The sequence below is a fragment of the Flavobacterium sediminis genome (genome assembly GCF_003148385.1).
GTDB lineage: Bacteria > Bacteroidota > Bacteroidia > Flavobacteriales > Flavobacteriaceae > Flavobacterium > Flavobacterium sediminis.
On sequence record NZ_CP029463.1, the window covers coordinates 629,046 to 646,678 of the forward strand.

Annotated in this window: 19 protein-coding genes; 8 read left to right on the top strand and 11 right to left on the bottom strand. The window is 36.3% G+C overall.

The annotated features are described in order from the left end of the window. Positions 1 to 3 precede the first annotated feature (3 nt). The 8 genes from DI487_RS03015 to DI487_RS03055 all read right to left on the bottom strand — a co-directional run bounded on the left by DI487_RS03015 (position 4) and on the right by DI487_RS03055 (position 8,545). Complete coding sequence (locus tag DI487_RS03015) at positions 4 to 909, bottom strand: ABC transporter ATP-binding protein (RefSeq protein WP_109568345.1); 906 nt, start codon at positions 907 to 909, stop codon at positions 4 to 6. Position 910: 1 nt separating this feature from the next. Then, positions 911 to 1,792, bottom strand: coding sequence for an HlyD family secretion protein (locus DI487_RS03020; protein ID WP_109570588.1), 882 nt, complete (start codon positions 1,790 to 1,792; stop codon positions 911 to 913). An 11-nt stretch (positions 1,793 to 1,803) separates the two neighbouring features. Next, the gene (locus tag DI487_RS03025; protein WP_109568346.1) at positions 1,804 to 3,048 is read right to left on the bottom strand and encodes a TolC family protein; all 1,245 of its coding nucleotides are present in this window, start codon (positions 3,046 to 3,048) and stop codon (positions 1,804 to 1,806) included. Beyond that, a complete protein-coding gene (locus DI487_RS03030) occupies positions 3,045 to 3,638 on the bottom strand; it encodes a TetR/AcrR family transcriptional regulator (protein WP_109568347.1) in 594 nt (197 codons plus the stop codon). Before DI487_RS03030 ends, DI487_RS03025 begins: the two co-directional genes overlap by 4 nt. An 85-nt stretch (positions 3,639 to 3,723) precedes the next feature. Next, positions 3,724 to 4,800: a cytochrome d ubiquinol oxidase subunit II gene (gene cydB / locus DI487_RS03035; RefSeq protein WP_109568348.1), complete on the bottom strand. Its 1,077-nt coding sequence runs from the start codon at positions 4,798 to 4,800 to the stop codon at positions 3,724 to 3,726. Between the two features lie 3 nt (positions 4,801 to 4,803). Then, on the bottom strand, positions 4,804 to 6,135 hold the full coding sequence (locus DI487_RS03040; RefSeq protein WP_109568349.1) for a cytochrome ubiquinol oxidase subunit I: 1,332 nt from the start codon (positions 6,133 to 6,135) through the stop codon (positions 4,804 to 4,806). Positions 6,136 to 6,289: 154 nt separating this feature from the next. Continuing rightward, entirely contained in the window at positions 6,290 to 7,888 is a 1,599-nt protein-coding gene (locus DI487_RS03045) for a hypothetical protein (protein ID WP_109568350.1), read from the bottom strand. Positions 7,889 to 8,239: 351 nt separating this feature from the next. Then, positions 8,240 to 8,545 carry a thioredoxin family protein gene (locus DI487_RS03055; protein ID WP_109568352.1) on the bottom strand — a complete coding sequence of 102 codons (306 nt, stop codon included), beginning with the start codon at positions 8,543 to 8,545 and terminating at the stop codon, positions 8,240 to 8,242. A 396-nt stretch (positions 8,546 to 8,941) separates the two neighbouring features. On the opposite strand from DI487_RS03055, the gene DI487_RS03065 reads away from it, so the two are divergent. Further along, on the top strand, positions 8,942 to 9,256 hold the full coding sequence (locus tag DI487_RS03065) for a hypothetical protein (protein ID WP_109568354.1): 315 nt from the start codon (positions 8,942 to 8,944) through the stop codon (positions 9,254 to 9,256). Positions 9,257 to 9,343: 87 nt separating this feature from the next. Then, positions 9,344 to 11,440, top strand: a complete 2,097-nt coding sequence (locus tag DI487_RS03070) for a TonB-dependent receptor domain-containing protein (protein WP_245896514.1) — start codon at positions 9,344 to 9,346, stop codon at positions 11,438 to 11,440. Positions 11,441 to 11,495: 55 nt separating this feature from the next. Here the strand turns inward: DI487_RS03070 and DI487_RS03075 are convergent, their stop codons facing one another. The 3 genes from DI487_RS03075 to DI487_RS03085 are packed head-to-tail and all read right to left on the bottom strand — an operon-like array spanning position 11,496 to position 13,290. Beyond that, positions 11,496 to 12,092 (bottom strand): class I SAM-dependent methyltransferase, encoded by a 597-nt coding sequence (locus tag DI487_RS03075; RefSeq protein ID WP_109568356.1) that lies wholly within the window; start codon positions 12,090 to 12,092, stop codon positions 11,496 to 11,498. After that, on the bottom strand, positions 12,089 to 12,295 hold the full coding sequence (locus DI487_RS03080; protein ID WP_109568357.1) for a DUF6132 family protein: 207 nt from the start codon (positions 12,293 to 12,295) through the stop codon (positions 12,089 to 12,091). The genes DI487_RS03075 and DI487_RS03080 overlap by 4 nt, the downstream gene beginning before the upstream one ends. Further along, positions 12,295 to 13,290, bottom strand: a complete 996-nt coding sequence (locus DI487_RS03085) for a Tll0287-like domain-containing protein (RefSeq protein ID WP_109568358.1) — start codon at positions 13,288 to 13,290, stop codon at positions 12,295 to 12,297. The genes DI487_RS03080 and DI487_RS03085 overlap by 1 nt, the downstream gene beginning before the upstream one ends. A 229-nt stretch (positions 13,291 to 13,519) precedes the next feature. Here DI487_RS03085 and DI487_RS03090 point away from each other — a divergent pair, with 229 nt between their 5' ends. The 6 genes from DI487_RS03090 (at position 13,520) to DI487_RS16240 (ending at position 17,621) form a co-directional block, all read left to right on the top strand. After that, positions 13,520 to 14,224 carry a peroxiredoxin gene (locus DI487_RS03090; RefSeq protein WP_109568359.1) on the top strand — a complete coding sequence of 235 codons (705 nt, stop codon included), beginning with the start codon at positions 13,520 to 13,522 and terminating at the stop codon, positions 14,222 to 14,224. A gap of 93 nt (positions 14,225 to 14,317) precedes the next feature. Further along, on the top strand, positions 14,318 to 15,406 hold the full coding sequence (locus DI487_RS03095) for a cytochrome-c peroxidase (RefSeq protein WP_109568360.1): 1,089 nt from the start codon (positions 14,318 to 14,320) through the stop codon (positions 15,404 to 15,406). Positions 15,407 to 15,990: 584 nt separating this feature from the next. Then, positions 15,991 to 16,347: a hypothetical protein gene (locus DI487_RS16225; protein WP_245896518.1), complete on the top strand. Its 357-nt coding sequence runs from the start codon at positions 15,991 to 15,993 to the stop codon at positions 16,345 to 16,347. A 106-nt stretch (positions 16,348 to 16,453) separates the two neighbouring features. Next, positions 16,454 to 16,864: a hypothetical protein gene (locus DI487_RS16230; protein ID WP_245896521.1), complete on the top strand. Its 411-nt coding sequence runs from the start codon at positions 16,454 to 16,456 to the stop codon at positions 16,862 to 16,864. After that, entirely contained in the window at positions 16,861 to 17,349 is a 489-nt protein-coding gene (locus tag DI487_RS16235; protein WP_245896523.1) for a hypothetical protein, read from the top strand. Before DI487_RS16230 ends, DI487_RS16235 begins: the two co-directional genes overlap by 4 nt. Further along, positions 17,343 to 17,621: a T9SS type A sorting domain-containing protein gene (locus DI487_RS16240; protein WP_245896313.1), complete on the top strand. Its 279-nt coding sequence runs from the start codon at positions 17,343 to 17,345 to the stop codon at positions 17,619 to 17,621. Before DI487_RS16235 ends, DI487_RS16240 begins: the two co-directional genes overlap by 7 nt. Positions 17,622 to 17,633: the final 12 nt, after the last annotated feature.

The following is a 17,633-nucleotide window of genomic DNA, read 5'->3' on the forward strand; positions in this document are numbered from 1 at the left end:
AGCTTATTCTTCATCTGAATTTATGAACACATCTTCTATACTTGCTTTAATCCGGCGTATACTGAAATTATAATGTCCTTTTTGATCCAGATACTGCTGTAAATCTTCTGTTTTAAACCGAGGGTCATTATTGATATAATGAATACTCTCTCCGAAAGAAAACACACTTTTAGTTTCCGGAAACTGTTTCAGATCCTGAAGCAATAAATACATATTCTCAGCGATTACTTCGTAGATGATCGGTTCAAAAGTTTGCACAATATTTTCCGGTGTATCTATTTTGAAAATCTTTCCGTTTCGGATAAAAGCTATTCTATCACAAAGTGACGCTTCGTCCATATAGGGGGTAGAGACTAAAATAGTAATGTTTTGCTTTTTTAATCGTTTGAGCATTTCCCAGAACTCTTTTCTCGATACCGGATCCACACCGGTTGTCGGTTCATCTAAAAACAGTACTTCAGGTGCATGAATCAAAGCACAGCACAACGCCAGTTTTTGCTTCATTCCACCAGATAAATCTTTGGCTCTTCTGTCTTTAAAAGGTTCTATCTGAACATAAATATCTTTAATTAAATCGTAGTTTTCTTCTATGGTCGTTCCGAAAATCGTAGCAAAAAAGGTTAAATTCTCCTCTACAGTCAAATCCTGATACAAGGAAAATCTTCCGGGCATATACCCTACACGGTTACGAATGGTTTTGTATTTTTTTTCCACATCAAAACCAACAACAGAAGCTTGTCCGTTCTGCGGCACTAAAAGAGTGGTTAAAATTCTAAAAAGCGTTGTTTTTCCGGCTCCGTCAGGACCGATAAGACCAAATAGCTCACCACTTTTCACCTCAAAAGAAACATCCTGAAGTGCCTGAACATTTTTAAATTTTTTAGAAATATTTTGAACGACAATGCTCATTTTATTCTTGTTTTAACCAAACTTCTGCCGGCATTCCTATTTTCAGACTTCCGTCATTTTTTACCAAAACTTTTACCGCATAGACCAGGTTCACACGTTCTTCTTTCGTTTGGATGATCTTAGGCGTAAATTCTGCATTCGAAGCGATCCATGAAATCGTACCGCTGTAGTCTTTCATCCCGTCTTCAACATCAATCTTCACATTTACTTTCTGACCTATTTTCAGCTGTGGCAATTGCTTCTCTCCTACATAAACCCTTAATGTCAGTTGTGAAACATCGGCTATTTTATACAATGGTTTTCCAAAAGCCGTTACTTCACCCGGTTCAACATACTTGGCTAAAACAGTCCCGTTTATCGGGTTTACGACTTTGCTCTTCTCAATTTGATCGTTGATTTTAGCTACCTGCACTGCTACCGATTTTACTTCATTTACTATCGGTCTATTTTGCGTTTTAACATTTGTTATCTGCTCATTCAACACATTTACCTTCCCGTCAATTTCGTCGACCTGTCTTTGCGTCGCCGCCTTTTCCGCAAACATATCGTGTATCCGTTTCTGCTCGATCAATGTGGTCTTAAGTTGTTCCTGTAAAACTTTTTCTTGTGTAGAGACTACTGCTGTTTTTGAGGCAACGGTATTCTGTGTTGCTTTGAGTTGTTCTTTGGCAAAATATAACTGAAGCGTATCTATCAGTCCTACTTGCTCGTTTGCTTTTAAAACATCACCCTCATCTAATTTTAAAGATTCTATTTTTCCGTTTGCTTCTGCCGAAACGGTTACTTCTGTTGCTTCAAAGTTTCCGTAAGCATCAGCTTCATCAGCACCATTCCCGCAAGCTAAAAGACTAAAAACCGGCAGTAAAAACAGTATTTTTCTCATTGATTTCATGTTTAGTTTCCTTTAATTACATTATAATTTGCTTTTGTTAAAGCTAATTGTACTTCGTGTATTTTTTTAGTGTTCTTAGCATCAAAAAGATTAGTTACCTCGACTAAATAATCGGCAGTTGTAATAACACCATGCTTCATTTGCGCTTCGGATGCCTGAGCTATTTCAGTTCTCAAGTCAATTATTTCTTCATCACTTTGCAATAACGCTTCTGCTTTTTGTATCTCTTTTTCTGTTTCCTGCAACTGACTTTTTTGATTCAGTTCAAAAGTTTCTTGTTCTGTTGAGACAATATTTTTAGCAATATCCAATACTTTCTTATCGGTTTTGGTTTTGTTCCAATCGAATACATTCCAATTCAATTTCAGACCGGTCATATAAAAAGTTTCGAAGGAATTTTTAAGCATATTCAAACCCGGATTACCATAACCTAACTGTGCAAAAGCAGAAATCTTAGGAAATCTTGATTTAGTGATTACTTTTTTAGTAAAATCTAATTGTTCGGACTGTAAATTGAATAACGTAATTTCCGGACGAATACCTTCGACACTTTGTGTTGACTCTGTCGGAATTTCAAATTGTGAATCCGTAGAAATTGAAATTCCTGTAAGCAACTTCAGGGTTTCGATATTCTTTTGTTTATCGGCATTGAGTTCTATTATCTGTTGGTTTATTTTCAATACCTCAGCTTGTAAAACCTGTTCTGATGACGGTAACAATGCGCCATGTTTTACGCCTACTTTTACTTCTTCTATTCTTTTTTGCAACCATTCTTTTTTGGCTTGTAACAATAAAACCCGTTCCTGTAACAACAATACTGTAAAATAGAGTTGGTTTACTTTTGCCTTAAGCTGATACAAGGTCACAGCCACTTGCTGTTGCGCTACTTTAGTTTGCGCTTGTTTCAGGTTGGCATTCGCTTTTACAAAACCTCCGTTATATAATAACTGATAGGCATCTAACGTCGCTTTGTATTGATCTTTGTTCAACGGATCTACCGTAACACCCGGTAATGAAATCGGCATCTTAGTTACATCTGATTGATACGTTGCCTGTGCATTTACATCAAGCTTGGGCAATTTTGCTTTATTAATAGAGCTTGTCTCTAATTCTCCTTTTTCAGCCAAAAGCTCGTATTGAGATGCTACCGGATAATTTTTCTCTACCTCATCGTAGCAATTTCTGAGGCTCACTTTTTCTTGCGCCAGAGTAAAAAAAGGAACCAATAGCAACAGGTATCTTTTCATCGTTTTATAGCATTAATAATTTGTTCGGTAATGTGTTTTTTTCGTTCTTCTAATAAGACCTCAAATTCTTCTTCTGAAATCTCTAAAATTCCTTTAACCAGAGTTTGTGCCGCAAAAGGAAAGACAGTCATGGAAAAAATATCGAGCAACAACTGTTTCGGATTCATCTTTTTTATGATTCCTTGCTCCATTTCTTCCTGAACTTGTTTGATTAATTTGATAGGATTTGGCCTTGCTTCATTTGACAAAACTTCTTTAACAAATTGCGGATTGTTATTCATTTCCTGAATAATAAAAGCCGGTAAAAACCTGTTCTTCTTCACAAATGAAATATAATTCTCCGTAAACTTTTCAATCTTCACAAAAAGCGAATCCGATGAATTAAAAATTTCATTCATCTGGGGAGCAATCTGATAAAAAGCATTTAAAAATACAGCTTTAAAAAGCTGCTCTTTACTTCTAAAAAAATAATGCAGCATCGCTTTGTTGATCCCGGCTTCATCTGCAATTTCCTGCATTCTGGCACCCGCAAATCCTTTCTGCTGAAACACAGTCCGTGCAGCATTAAATATTTTCTCTTCAGTTGTCATTAACTGTTTAGTTTAACCATTTGGTTAACAAAAATACTAAAAAAAAGTAAACAAGCTCAAAGTGAAGTTGTTTACTTCTTATTTTTTAATGTTCGCCGTAGCCTACGTCATCCATTTTTCCTTTAAATACACGGTATTGTACTACCATATAAATTAACACCAAAACCAAAGCTACAAAGAACCATGCCATTCCCATAGACAAACCGTATTCGTGAGCCGCTACATTTTCAACGGTCAATGACGGATTGATCTCATTCGTTGATGGCAATAATTTAGGAAAAATTGAAGCCACCGTTGAAGACAAGCCGCCTAACAAAAACAAGGTTGAAAATAAAAACCCATAACCGTCTTTTTTGAAACTTTTTACTTTGAACAAACCAAACAAGCCAGTAAAAGTAATAGCCGGCAAAACCCAAAGAAACGGATATTGTATAAAATTATGAAAAGGTTGCGGTTCAATAATGTGCCAGATCAATAATGATGCAATCACTAACGCAAACAAAACAAAATTCAGTTTAAAAACAACATCTTTTAATTTGGTGTTCAATTCCGAATTGGTTTTAAAGATAATCCAATTGGCTCCGTGAATGGTCAAAGCCACAACAGCAATAACGCCTAACATCAGTGTAAACCAATCAATAATTCCTAAATGTTCTGCTTGCGGACTGAAGCTTTCATTCCATAAAGGTAAAAAGAAATAATGTGCTTCCTGCGTTGCAACACCATTTTCAACCATTCCTAAATTTACACCTCTGACTACATTCCCCAGAGCTGCTCCGAAGAACAAGGCTAACAATAAACTGGCAATTCCGAAAGCTTTATCCCAGATAGCTTCCCACATCGGATGATGTATCTGACCTCTCAATTCTAAACCTATAGCTCTAAAGATCAGCAACCATAACACCATCATCAAAGGGAGATAGAATCCACTGAAAGAAGAAGCGTATAAGGTTGGAAAAGCGAAGAACAACACCCCTCCTGCCGCTATAAGCCAGACTTCATTGGCGTCCCAAAACGGGCCGATAGCATTAGTTATTGCTTTTTTATCTTTTTCCGTCTTTGCAAAAAACAAATGAATAATTCCTGCTCCGAAATCATAACCGTCTAAAACAACATAAACGGCTAACATTGCGACTAATATAATATACCAAAAATATTCCATGACTTAGTGTGTTTGAGGATGAGGTCCTTTTCTGATTATTTTTCCGGCTAATATTAAAAATAGCATTCCTAACAACAGGTATAAACCTATAAAGCCTAAGAAGGTAAACAAGGTATTACCTGATGATACTGTAGGAGATGCTCCGGCATTTGTTCGCATCAAATTATAAACCAACCAAGGCTGACGCCCTAATTCAGCAGTATACCATCCGGTTGTATTCGCTATATAAGGAAAAGGCATAGCAAACATAAACGCCCACAATAACCACTTGGTTTCAAACAGTTTTTTCCGAAACAATTGGACAAGCGCTAAAAACATCATTCCGATAAAGATAGTTCCTAAGCCTACCATAATATGATATCCGTAATACAGACCTGATATATTGGTCGGATAGTTTTCTTCCGGAAATTCATTTAATCCTTTTACTTCCTGATCCCAATTTCCATAGGTCAGAAAACTTAAAATATTAGGAACAGCAATTTTATTGTCTAATTTTTTATTCTGAACATCAGGCTGACCGATCAATACAATTTCAGACCCTCCTTCTTCAGTATGGAAGATCCCTTCCATAGCGGCAAAAGTAACTGGTTGGTGTTTTACCACATTTTTTGCCAGCAAATCACCTGTAGGCATAGCCACTATCATTGAAGATATCAAACCGAAAATCACTCCTGTTTTAACGAACATTTTGCCGAATGCAAGATTCTTTTTACTTAAGATATAAAAAGCTCCTATTCCGGTAACTACAAATGAACTGGTTACAATTGAAGCTGCCTGATTGTGTAAATAAGAAGGCCAAAGCCAAGGGTTGGTAAATAATGCTCCGAAATTATTGAGTACAAATTTACCATTGGCTAAAATTTCATATCCTACCGGATTTTGCATCCAGGAATGCGTTGCGATAATTAAAAAACCGCTCATCCAGGAACCTAAGAACACCAGAAAACCGGTTAAAAAGTGAAGTTTATGTCCTAAGAGCTTTTCACCGAACAAAAACAATCCCAGAAATGAAGATTCCAGGAAAAAAGAGAACATCCCTTCCATAGCGAGCGTTTGTCCTATGATTCCTCCTGTTAACTCGGAGAATTTCGCCCAGTTTGTTCCAAACTGAAATTCCATAGGGATTCCGGTAACAACTCCCATCGCAAAGTTCAATGCAAAAATCCGCATCCAAAATTTGGCGGCATCGTTGTACTCTTCATTATGGGTTTTTAGAAATTTCCACTTAAAGTACACAATGAGTAAGGACAAGCCCATGGTTAATTGTGGAAACAAGTAATGAAATGTGACTGTAAATGCAAATTGCATTCTGTCATAAAATAGCATTTCTTCCATGATAATTAATTTTGCACAAATTTCAGGTGTTTACATCTTTTTAACTGTAACAACCATTACAAAAATGTGTTAAATTTTACAGTCGAAAAGTTACGAAAAATTTCTCGTACACCTGAAATTTTGCTTTAGTAAAATACTTACTTCTTAATATTTTTTAATTTTTAATAACCTTATGTGTTACAAAAAATTTATTATCAAAAATCAATGTAAGCATAACAACCTGATCATTAGGTGACTCCAGGTCAAAACTCATCGAATTATTTCCCGGTTGAAAATCAGTAATAATACCGTCAGAAATTATCTTACCGTCAATCGACATGACTAAGTATTCCAGTGATGCTGCATAAGGAGCATTAAAAGTCAGTTTAACCACATCTCCGTTTGTCGGATTCGGATATACTTTAAAAGTAAAAGGATTACTTCCGTCGATACCGGAAACTGATAAGGTCGGATTGTACACCAATTTGACTTCATAAATTGAAGTATCCGCAGAAGTCAGATCGGTTTGATTATCTGTAAATGCCGATACAGAAGAGGTTAAAATTCCACCGTACAAATGACCGATCACAAACTCATTTGCAGTAATATTAGCCAATTGAATAACTTCATTCGTATAATGCGGCAAGGTTTTATTCGGAATGAACTCTGCTCCCGAACCTTTTAAAGCCGGCATTTCAACAGGTAATTGGTATTCTTCCAGCGTTCCGTCCGTTAATCTTGAAACCCTGCTGATGGTCTTTACAAAAGGAACTGTATCATCCTGTATCAATGTCCCGTTTTGATAATAATATTGACTCATTCCGCCAAAAAACAGACTGTGCATCTCGTTTAAGGTCGCATTATAAAGCCCTACACTTCCGCTATGATAATTACTCAAATACTGATTAAATTGTGTTTGCGGAATATAACCGCCGGCTTTAATGTCTACAGGATACAAAAACGGTAAATCGACACTGATCTGGAAAACTCCTGACGAAATAGTATAGCCTAATTCACCATCAGGAAAAACCTGAGGAACTAAATTATAATCACGACGATGTAAATGAGTAGCATCCGATATCTCTGTATAATTTGAAATACTGAGTTGTGTTCCTGAGTTGTCAATTTGAAATTTTCTGATAGCATTAGAATAGGTTTGCGTAAATGAAGGACCGTTCATAGGATTGTACCTTCCGTCAAAACGATGTCCTCCTACCAAATAAAAATCCGTTCCTATTTTTCCTAACTGTCCTCCGGTTATAGCAAATTCAGGCGCTGTAATTTGTTTAAAATAAGGACTAATTGATGTATTATTAACAATAGCTGTTATTAATCCGGGAACATCTACAGCAGTTAATTTATCATGTGTGATATGGTCATTGGCAGAAGTAGCAAAAGCATAACCGCCGATAATGTATAATGTATCTCCATCTTGGTAGAAATTCATATTAGTCGATTGCAATTGTTCTTGTAAACCTGTCGGCAATACATTTACAGAGGCACTCCAAAACTGATTGGCAGTAGGATCCACCACATAAAGATCCGTATTATTCTGGTTTTCCGGAAAAGCATTAAAAGGTTGGCGTGCATGGATTCCGTCTTTTCTTCCACCAACGATCAACCATTTGCCGTTATGTTGTCCAAAAGCGTAAGAATGCAATCCCGGTAATCCTGTTACTGTAACAGGTGTTAAAACCACGTCATACGGGAACGTACTTTGAGAGTGTACTGACTGCAACAGCGCCAGCACAAGAATAAAATATATTTTTTTCATCTTGTTGTAATTATTGATTAATAGTATGTTTGTAAAGAGAATTACAACAACTTTTTAGGCGGTCGCCAGATGAAATTTTGAACGGGGTTGGTAAGGAAAGTGTATAAAAGAACTGACTTTGTTTTTGGGAATAAACCATATACAGGTGTTCTTCTAACTCTAATTTCATTTCTTTGACGCATTGAACAGAGCTAAAATTCAAATCTGCAATAAATTTACCCATTTCACACGTTGTTCCCTGATAACTACACTCCAGATCATTCATTGCACTAAATTGCAACTTAAGCGCTCTGACAGAAGGCAAAAGTGTAATTATAAAAAGATAGGGTACTACTATGTAAATCCAGAATCTCAACTATCGATCTTATCTAAAACAATATTAATAATTTCCTGTTTAGACAATACTGATGAAGATTGCCATAAGATTTCTCCTTTACAGAACAGGGCTGTTGTAGGGACTGATTTGATATTGTATTTTTCGGCTATCTCATCTAAACTGTTTACCGTAATTATACTCACATTTATTCGTTTTCCGAAAACGTTTTTAACTTGCCTTAAGGTTGGCGCCATCATTTCACAAGGATCACAATCTGCAATTGTAAATTCAACTAAAGCAGGCTTTTCATCCTGAATAATTTCTAATAATGTATTTTCCATAACTTATTCCTTTTCATTAAGGGGCAGCTACCGGATTGGCAGCCAAAATCAAAGATAGTTTGTATTAAGAAATACAAGGCGAATAAATAAAAGAAACTTTCACCGCTTTTGTAAGCATGAAAACTTATTCCTATAGCCAAAACTAAACGAACTATACGCATTACATGCCAGTTCGAAAAGAGCATTCTTTTCCAATTTATATTTTTCATATCAGCTAAAGTAAGATATCACGAAAAAACGTTATGTGACATTTGTCACCTTTTAGTATTATTTTTTTACCAAAATTTGCTTTATATTTTCTAAAAAAACGGATCTCAGCCTTTTATTTTGATAAAAGTTGTACAAAATACACTCCTTTTTCTCATTGTTAGCAGTCTTTTCCTGTTTAACATTAAAGTGGTCATTTTACAATTTGAATATACCTTTAACAACAAAGCGTTCACTGAAAAATACTGTATTAACAAGGACAAGCCGGAATTAAAATGTAACGGTAAATGCCACTTAGCCAAGATCGCTAAAGAAAATCAAAAAGAAAACGCTGAAAAACAATTTTTTCTGGATATCGAAATTACATTTTTTCAAAATATTGAAAAAACTTTTGCCTTTTTTAATCCGTATTTAATTTTAAAAAAGACTTTCTGGAATTGTCCGGATTTATATTCATTGACAACTCTCACAGAATTGGATCATCCTCCTCAATTTTCATTTTAACTTTCAATATCAATTTTTTATTGCCTTAGCTGTTTTGCATTCATTTAAAAAACGGTTATGGCACAAGTTTGACTTTATTTAATTAAAATGAAAAAAATAATAATGAGTTTAGGCTTACTAGCCTTTACTGTATCTCATGCGCAGGAAAATCAAAAAAACACAACTGACTCTACTAAAGTAACATTGTTAAATGAAGTTTTAGTAACAGGAAATCAGATCAATGATCCTGCCCAAGTAATCGTAAAACAAGATTATACCGAAAAGGTGGTTCAACCTAAAAATTCGGGTGAATTATTTCAGGGCATCAACGGATTCTCTTTAATAAAAAGAGGAAATTATGCGGTTGACCCTTCGTTCAGAGCTAGTCAATACGAACAATTAAATGTACAGATCGACGGAGGGACCAAGGCTTTTCATGCGTGTCCTAATCGCATGGATCCGGTAACTACTTTAGTAAACCCGGAAGAAGTCACTAAAATTGAGATCATCAAAGGACCGTTTTCCGTTCGCTACGGAAATACTTTTGCCGGACTGATCAATCTGGTTACCAAAACCCCGGCGTATAACGAGAAAAAAATCAGTGGGTCATTATCTTCCGGTTATGAAAGCAATGGAAAATCTATTGTAAATATGCTGGAATTGGGTACCAAGATCAAGAAATTTGATTTCACCGGAAATGTAAGCTATCGAGATTACGGAAATTATGAGGACGGAAACCAAAATGAGATTCCTTCTTCTTTCAGAAGTACTAATTATGGCTTAAAAGCAGGTTACGACATTACAGAAAATCAACGCTTACAGGCATCTTTCAAACAAAATTTCGGACGGGATGTTTTACATGCCGGATTACCGATGGATACCGATGAAGACAATAGTACTCTGGCTGCTTTAGACTACAAATGGAATAGTACACATAAAACATTTAAAAGTTTAACTTCAAAACTATATTACTCGTATGTAGACCATACTATGAGTAATACCAGAAGACCTTCTTTTATGATGATGGAGGCTGTTTCAAATGTGGAAGCTTTAACTTATGGCGGAAAAATAGAGACTAAATGGCAATTCAGCCCGAAAGTCGTTTTATTTACCGGAGTGGATATGGTTAACTTATCACGAGATGGTGGCAGAGACCGATTAGTTAAAGTCATGAATGGTAACCCATTGCCTATGCCAATGAGTTTTTACGACAAAGTTTGGCAAGACAGTTATACAAACGATACCGGAGTTTTTGCGGAAGCCAAAATTAAAACATCAGATAAGTCTGTGGTAACAATAGGTTCGCGAATGGATTTTATTGCTGCTGAAGCTAAAGATCTGGATCCTACATTTGCCGCACTTTATCCCAACTTAGACAAGCAAACCGAAGCCAATTACAGCGGAACGGTTTCCTACAAATACACTTTCAATCCGAACTATAACATTGAATTCTCATTTGGTAGAGGAACAAGAGCGGCTACAATTGAAGAACGCTATATTGCTTTTTTTAACATAGGAAGAGACACTTACGAATATGTCGGGAATCCGTATTTAAAACCGGAAGTAAACAACCAGTTTGAAATCGGATTCAATGGAAAACATAATTTTAATGGCTTTGTTTCTCAGCTACGATTCGGTTCGTCTGTTTTCTACTCAATTTACGAAAACTATATTTTAGGTGTTATAGACGAAAGTTTAACTCGAAAATATAACCCGACAACTCCGCCTATTCATCCGAAAGTATTCCGTAATATTGATAATGCGCTAAAAACCGGTTTTGAAATATATGCTAATGCTGATTTTGCAAATCACTTTAATTTTAGCACTGAAATTTCTTATACCTATACCGAAAACAAAGATTTTAACGAAAGTCTGCCTTTAACACCTCCTTTGATCACCCGCTTGAAATTGAGTTATGAGATCAAAAAGTTTTGGGCTAGTGCACAATACACACTGACTGCTAAACAAAACAAAATTTCATATAGCTATGATGAGATTGCCACATCCGGCTATGAAGTTATGGATATAAAATTAGGCTATAAGCCTTTTGAGAGCCTTTCATTAGGAACAGGTGTTTTGAATTTATTTGACCAATATTACAACAACCACTTAACGTTTGCCTTCAACAATGTAGCAGGTTACGGAAGAGTTCCGATTACAGAACCGGGACGTAATTTTACATTCTTTGTGAATTATAAATTTTAATAAAAACCAACATAAAGCCAGTCAAGTCGGAAGAAAAATCTTCCGACTTTTTTATTTATTCTTTGGTTCCTAAAAACCGAATAACAGAACCTTCTCCCTGATGGTATTTTCCTTCGTTGAGAACAATAACTTTTTTTTCCAACTGTTCAAAAACAACTCCCGGGAATTCCTCTTTTACTTCTTCCGGTGAAAAAAGCATTTCTACATCCTTTGGTCCACCGGATGAATATTTCAATTGTTCTTTACTAAAAGCTTCAAAAAGAATTTTCCCGCCTGGCTTTACTAAAGTTAATAGCTTTTGATGTACTTCTTTGCGAATGGATTTCGGAAAATGAGCAAAAATCAGTACTAAACCATCAAAGCTATCAGGTTTATAGGGCATTCCCATTGCACTACAAACTTCATAATCTAATGATACTTTTTTTATTTCTGCTAAATCCAACGCTTTTTTCTTCCCTTCCTCACTCATGTCAAAAGCACAGACCTCCCTATTGTTTTGAGCTACAAAAACAGCATTTCTGCCCTCGCCTTCTGCCGGAAATAAAATTTTGCCTTTGGGTAAAAAGTCAAGGTACTCTTTTAAAAATTCATTAGGCTCAGCACCGTATGCAAAATCAGTTTCTGCATAACGACTATTCCAAAAATCTTTCATTTTTTATCGTCTTTCTTAGGTGAAGTAACAAACATATTGAACAATAAACCGCCCATTAAACCACCGTAAAGCGTACTGTTTAGCGGTTTTGACGTTATGGCACAGGTTCCTGATGCACAACCCACATAGTAATAATAGGCATAACCGGCAATACAACCGATAATTACTCCAATTCCTGTAATAAGGTATGTTTTCTTTTTCATTATTTTTTGTCGAACGTGATGCTCCAAATTCCTCTTACTTCATTCTCTGCATAACCTGTTGCCAGATCGTTCGGATACAAAGTTTTGAGCTTCTTCAAAACTTCCGGTTTTATATTCTCGGGTTTTCCATGGCATTGTAAACACATGGTATTGGTTTCGATCGGATAATAGAAATGGACTTTTTCGGTCTCTTCTACTACTATAGGCTGGATTTCCTTTTGGGCAGACAAATCTTTTTTGAATTGTTCTATGTAACCTAATTCTTCTGCTGATGCTTTGTTGTTCGGATTTCTATTCTTATCGGAAACTCTTTTAATTTCTGCATTATAGTGAACAGACATACTATCCGTCAATGGCATTGCACTTACATTACAAAATTTTAAAGCAGCTTCGGTTCCTTCTTTTTGTATAGTTCCCATAAGATTTTTACCTAAAACCTTTTTGGTTCCCAAAGCATATTCCAGACCAATATCAGCATAGGTTTTTTCTTTTGCTTCTTCCTGAAATTGTTTCCCGCTTTGTTTCCAATTAAATTCACCATGATTTCCTTTCCAATGTTCCGCAAACCAATCCGGTTCTTCAATTTGATAATCATACATGAACTCAGCTATTTTAGCAACACTGCCTTCCGGAAAAGCTTGCTTCGGCATAACGCCAAAACGCTTGACAGCTCCGTTCATCAATGCTTTATCAGCTGTTGGTTCCGCAACAAAATCGGTAACGGCTTTTATAAATTCTGCTTTAGTGTAACTCTGCATCGTAATATACCGTCCTTTTATGGCAACCATAGGCGGAGCGATACGCCCTTCTTGTTCTGCAGCACTTGGGCTATGACATAAATAGCAATGTTTTTCCATTAGCTCTTTGGCTTCAGATGGTTCAAACTGAACCATACTGACTGAATCCTCAGTAGTTTTAACTTCCTGATAATCTGATTTCTTGTTATTACAACTAACCAATAACAATAAACCGAAAAACCATATACTATTTTTCATTTCTTTAGTTTTTATCAAAAATATAACGCTAACTCTACTTTTGAGGTAACACATGTTACACAATCTGATTTAATATAGAACGTTTCAATATTTAAATAGATTTTATTTATTAAATATAAATTTACAATAAAATTATTTAATACACAAATACTATTAAGACAAATAACATTATTAGTTGATCTGATATTTGCAATATTAAAATTAATGTTAAACAAAAATTATAATTATTATGGAAGATCAAGTAACATTTATGCCGAGAATAGGTGAAAAAGCACCTGAATTCACAGCAGTAACAACTCAGGGAACTATTAATTTCCCTAAAGACTATGAAGGAAAATGGGTTATATTTTTTAGTCATCCTGCCGATTTTACTCCGGTTTGTACTTCTGAGTTTATGACGTTTGCCAATATGGAAAAACAATTTAATGAGGCCAATTGTGAATTAGTAGGACTATCAGTAGACGGATTATATAGTCATATTGCCTGGTTAAGAACGATCAAAGAGAAAATTGAATACAAAGGAATGAAAGATATTGAGGTAACTTTTCCTTTGATTGAGGACATCTCAATGGAAGTTTCTAAACGATACGGGATGATACAACCGGGCGAAAGCAGTACACAAGCAGTCAGAGCTGTTTTCTTTATTGACCCGAAAGGTATTATCAGAACCATTTTATATTATCCGCTAAGCATCGGTAGAAATTTTCAGGAAATTTACAGAGCCTTAATAGCCTTACAAACTGCTGATGCTTTTCAGGTCGCATGTCCGGCTGACTGGCAACCGGGAGATGATGTTATTGTTCCTACTGCAGGTTCTTGCGGTGTAGCCAAAGAAAGAATGGAAGATGCAGAAACACTTGACTGTAAAGACTGGTTCTTCTGTACGAAGAAACTGGACAAGCAAAAAGTTCTGGACACTGTTCTTAAAAAATAAAAAATAGCCTTCGGGCTATTTTTTGTAATGTAAGTTACATTTGTTACGCACCACAACTTGCTTTTTTACTATTTTTGATACAAAATCCGACCTATGAAAAAAAATATAGCTCTATTGGCAATTCTAAGTTTTATTTCTTGTAAGAATGATGAGCCAAAAGAAATTCCGCTCGCTGACACCAAGGTCAAAACAGCACTTATGGTTGAAGCTGATGATTATTTCAAACCAATTTCCTCTGTTTCAAATAAAAATATTCCGGAAAATTTCCAGCAATTAAACAACCCTGTCAATATTACTTCTGTTAGGTTTGATGATCGTTTAAATGATAAAGAACGCTTAGGACAAAAGTTATATTATGACAAACGTTTGTCTAAAAACGGAACGATCAGTTGTAATTCCTGTCATAATCTGGACACTTACGGTGTAGACAACTCACCTACTTCACTTGGCGATACTAAAGCCTTCGGAAACAGAAATTCTCCCAGTGTTATTTATGCTTCATTGCACTTTAAACAATTTTGGGACGGTCGGGCTAAAGATGTGGAAGAACAAGCCGGCATGCCAATCTTAAATCCGGTAGAACACGCTATTCCGTCTGAAGACTTTTTAATAAACCGCCTAAGAGGTATTGAAGAATATCAAAAATTATTCAAATCTGTATATCCTAACGATAAGGAACCTGTTACCTATGCTAATTTAACGAATGCTATAGGCTCTTTTGAAAGAAAGTTGCTGCCAGAAAGCCGTTTTGACAAATGGTTAGACGGGAACGACAATGCCTTAGACGAAACTGAAAAAGCCGGTTTGAAATCCTTTATCAACAACGGATGTATCACCTGCCATAGCGGTGTGGCTATAGGCGGACAAATGATGCAAAAATTCGGTTTATATGGAAATTATTGGGAGTACACTAAAAGTAAAACGACAGATAACGGTATATATGACCTGACAAAAAATGAAACGGATAAGTTCATGTTTAAAACTCCGAGTCTTAGAAATGTTGAAAAAACATATCCATATTTTCACGACGGTTCAGTAGCAAAGTTAGAAGACGCTGTTAAGATCATGGGTAAACTGCAAACTAACAAAGAGTTATCTGAAACTGAGATTAATAATATTGTTGCTTTCTTAAAAACACTGACAGCTGATATTGATGAAAAATATAAAAAAGCCGATAATTAATCGGCTTTTTTATATTCTAAATTGAGAGTCAAACCACGTCTTCCTGATTGATTACCCATTAATTTAGTATAGTCCAAATACTAAAAAACAATTCACTTGTCAATAACAATATTAGAATCAATACAATCAGTATCTTCCAAAAAAGATTCGCTCTACATTTTATTTCTATCTATTCTTATCGTTTCCAATCTATCGTCTATCTGAAAACCTCTCTTTTTCATATAGAAAAACTGTATCCAAAAAAATCACATTAGAAAAAAATCACACGTTTTGTAGCAAAAAAATAGTTTAAAAAGAAATGCCACAATTGTTGTGTCAAAAAAAATCTATCAAAAAAATTGACACAAAATGCCGAAAAAAACAATTTTGAGTACGATTTTGACACTGTGTTGATTTTTTAGTCGCTGTATTTTTTTAGATAAAAACTACAGTTTAAAGAAAATATGCAGATAAAAAACCTTAAAAATTTAAGAAACATTTAAAATATCCGGTTAAAACTGAAAAAACCGTAAAAACAACTATTTGCCTTTTCGTATTACAAAAAAAATATACATTTATCCATATTTAATTACAAATAAAATGCAATGCGAATAAAATTACGCTTAACCGCTATTTTCCCTGCATTATTGATTCCTGCCATCGCTTCAGCGCAGGATATCCTATGGGAAAAGACCTATGGAGGCAAACATGCCGAATACTTATACGATGCCATACCGACGCCTGATTACGGATTTATCCTGGCCGGAAGTTCGGTTTCCGGAAAAAACGGCAACAAAGACGAAAAGAACAAAGGCGATCTGGATTACTGGGTCTGGAAGATGGACGAGCACGGCAATTTGGACTGGCAAAAGAGCTTTGGCGGCAACAAAGAAGACCTGTTGCAAAGCATAGCCTTACCGGTGACGGGGATTTATCCTCGGCGGTACTTCCGCTTCCGATAAAGGTTCCGACAAAACCGAAAATAGCAAAGGTAAAGAAGACTTCTGGATCATCAAGCTCAATGCTAAAGGCCAACAACTGTGGCAAAGAACCATTGGCGGCAGCGGAATGGAAAAGCTTTTAAGCATTGCCCAGACCAAAGACAACGGCTATATTTTAGGCGGAACTTCCTCTTCCAATAAAACGATAACTCCGGAAGGACAAACTCCCGATTTGTATGGTAAATCAGAAGATTCGCGAGGGAATCTGGACTTTTGGGTTGTAAAACTCAGCGAAGCCGGAACGATCGAATGGCAAAGAACCATCGGCGGAAAATATGTGGACGAATTGCGCAGCATTCAACCAACTACAGACGGCGGTTATATTTTAGGAGGTTATTCCAACTCTCCGGCTTCGGGCGATAAAACAGAAGAGAACTACGGTTTGGGAGATTACTGGATCGTGAAGCTCGATGCGCAGGGCGAGATCGACTGGCAAAGAGCCTACGGAGGGAAAAGGACGATAATCTCAATGCTTTGATCCCCACTCGGGATGGCGGTTATTTGTTAGGCGGGAACTCCAATTCCGGAGCGACGTATTCCAAATCAAAGACCAACCGTGAAGGAACCGATTTCTGGGTGTTAAAGCTCGATGAGTCGGGTGAGATCGAATGGCAGCAAACGTATAACTATGGTAAAGCCGATATCTTAACCTCACTGGTAGAGAACAAAGACGGTACGTTTATCATTGGCGGTTACGCCCAGAGTGAAGCGGACAAAAGCGGACAAAAAACACCTGTTAAAACCATCAGGAAAGACAAAGAAGGGATCAACGATTATATTGCTTTAAAGATCAAGTCTAACGGAGAGGAACTTTGGAGTCAAACGGTAGGAAGCAAAGGCGATGAGGTGATGAAACGCTTGTTGGAAACCCGCGATGGGGGTATCTTTTGGCAGGTACCTCAAACGGCACTGCCTCAAAAGACAAAAAGACAGCCAAAGGCGGTAATGACTTTTGGGTGGTAAAGCTCAAAGACAAGGACAAGGAAGAGAAAGCCCGAATTGATCTGGAAGCGGTACCGAACCCGACGGAATATTTTACCAATGTAATTGTAAGCTTTGACTACAGCAAAGGAACAGCAACTTTATACGATTTGAGCGGAAGAACGATCAGCCGTACGGAGATCAAAGGCGAAAAAACGATACCGGTAGATTTGACCAACCTACCAACCGGGATCTATGTAGTAGAAATAAAGACCGATACCGAAACCGGCGGGGTTAAAGTGATTAAGAAATAAATACGGATAAGA

Bases quoted from the DNA above. Each gene is read 5' to 3' on its own strand.
- DI487_RS03015 (WP_109568345.1), bottom strand. From the start codon at position 909: ATGAGCATTGTCGTTCAAAATATTTCTAAAAAATTTAAAAATGTTCAG.
- DI487_RS03020 (WP_109570588.1), bottom strand. From the start codon at position 1,792: ATGAGAAAAATACTGTTTTTACTGCCGGTTTTTAGTCTTTTAGCTTGC.
- DI487_RS03025 (WP_109568346.1), bottom strand. From the start codon at position 3,048: ATGAAAAGATACCTGTTGCTATTGGTTCCTTTTTTTACTCTGGCGCAA.
- DI487_RS03030 (WP_109568347.1), bottom strand. From the start codon at position 3,638: ATGACAACTGAAGAGAAAATATTTAATGCTGCACGGACTGTGTTTCAG.
- cydB (WP_109568348.1), bottom strand. From the start codon at position 4,800: ATGGAATATTTTTGGTATATTATATTAGTCGCAATGTTAGCCGTTTAT.
- DI487_RS03040 (WP_109568349.1), bottom strand. From the start codon at position 6,135: ATGGAAGAAATGCTATTTTATGACAGAATGCAATTTGCATTTACAGTC.
- DI487_RS03045 (WP_109568350.1), bottom strand. From the start codon at position 7,888: ATGAAAAAAATATATTTTATTCTTGTGCTGGCGCTGTTGCAGTCAGTA.
- DI487_RS03055 (WP_109568352.1), bottom strand. From the start codon at position 8,545: ATGGAAAATACATTATTAGAAATTATTCAGGATGAAAAGCCTGCTTTA.
- DI487_RS03070 (WP_245896514.1), top strand. From the start codon at position 9,344: ATGAAAAAAATAATAATGAGTTTAGGCTTACTAGCCTTTACTGTATCT.
- DI487_RS03075 (WP_109568356.1), bottom strand. From the start codon at position 12,092: ATGAAAGATTTTTGGAATAGTCGTTATGCAGAAACTGATTTTGCATAC.
- DI487_RS03080 (WP_109568357.1), bottom strand. From the start codon at position 12,295: ATGAAAAAGAAAACATACCTTATTACAGGAATTGGAGTAATTATCGGT.
- DI487_RS03085 (WP_109568358.1), bottom strand. From the start codon at position 13,290: ATGAAAAATAGTATATGGTTTTTCGGTTTATTGTTATTGGTTAGTTGT.
- DI487_RS03090 (WP_109568359.1), top strand. From the start codon at position 13,520: ATGGAAGATCAAGTAACATTTATGCCGAGAATAGGTGAAAAAGCACCT.
- DI487_RS03095 (WP_109568360.1), top strand. From the start codon at position 14,318: ATGAAAAAAAATATAGCTCTATTGGCAATTCTAAGTTTTATTTCTTGT.
- DI487_RS16225 (WP_245896518.1), top strand. From the start codon at position 15,991: ATGCGAATAAAATTACGCTTAACCGCTATTTTCCCTGCATTATTGATT.
- DI487_RS16230 (WP_245896521.1), top strand. From the start codon at position 16,454: ATGGAAAAGCTTTTAAGCATTGCCCAGACCAAAGACAACGGCTATATT.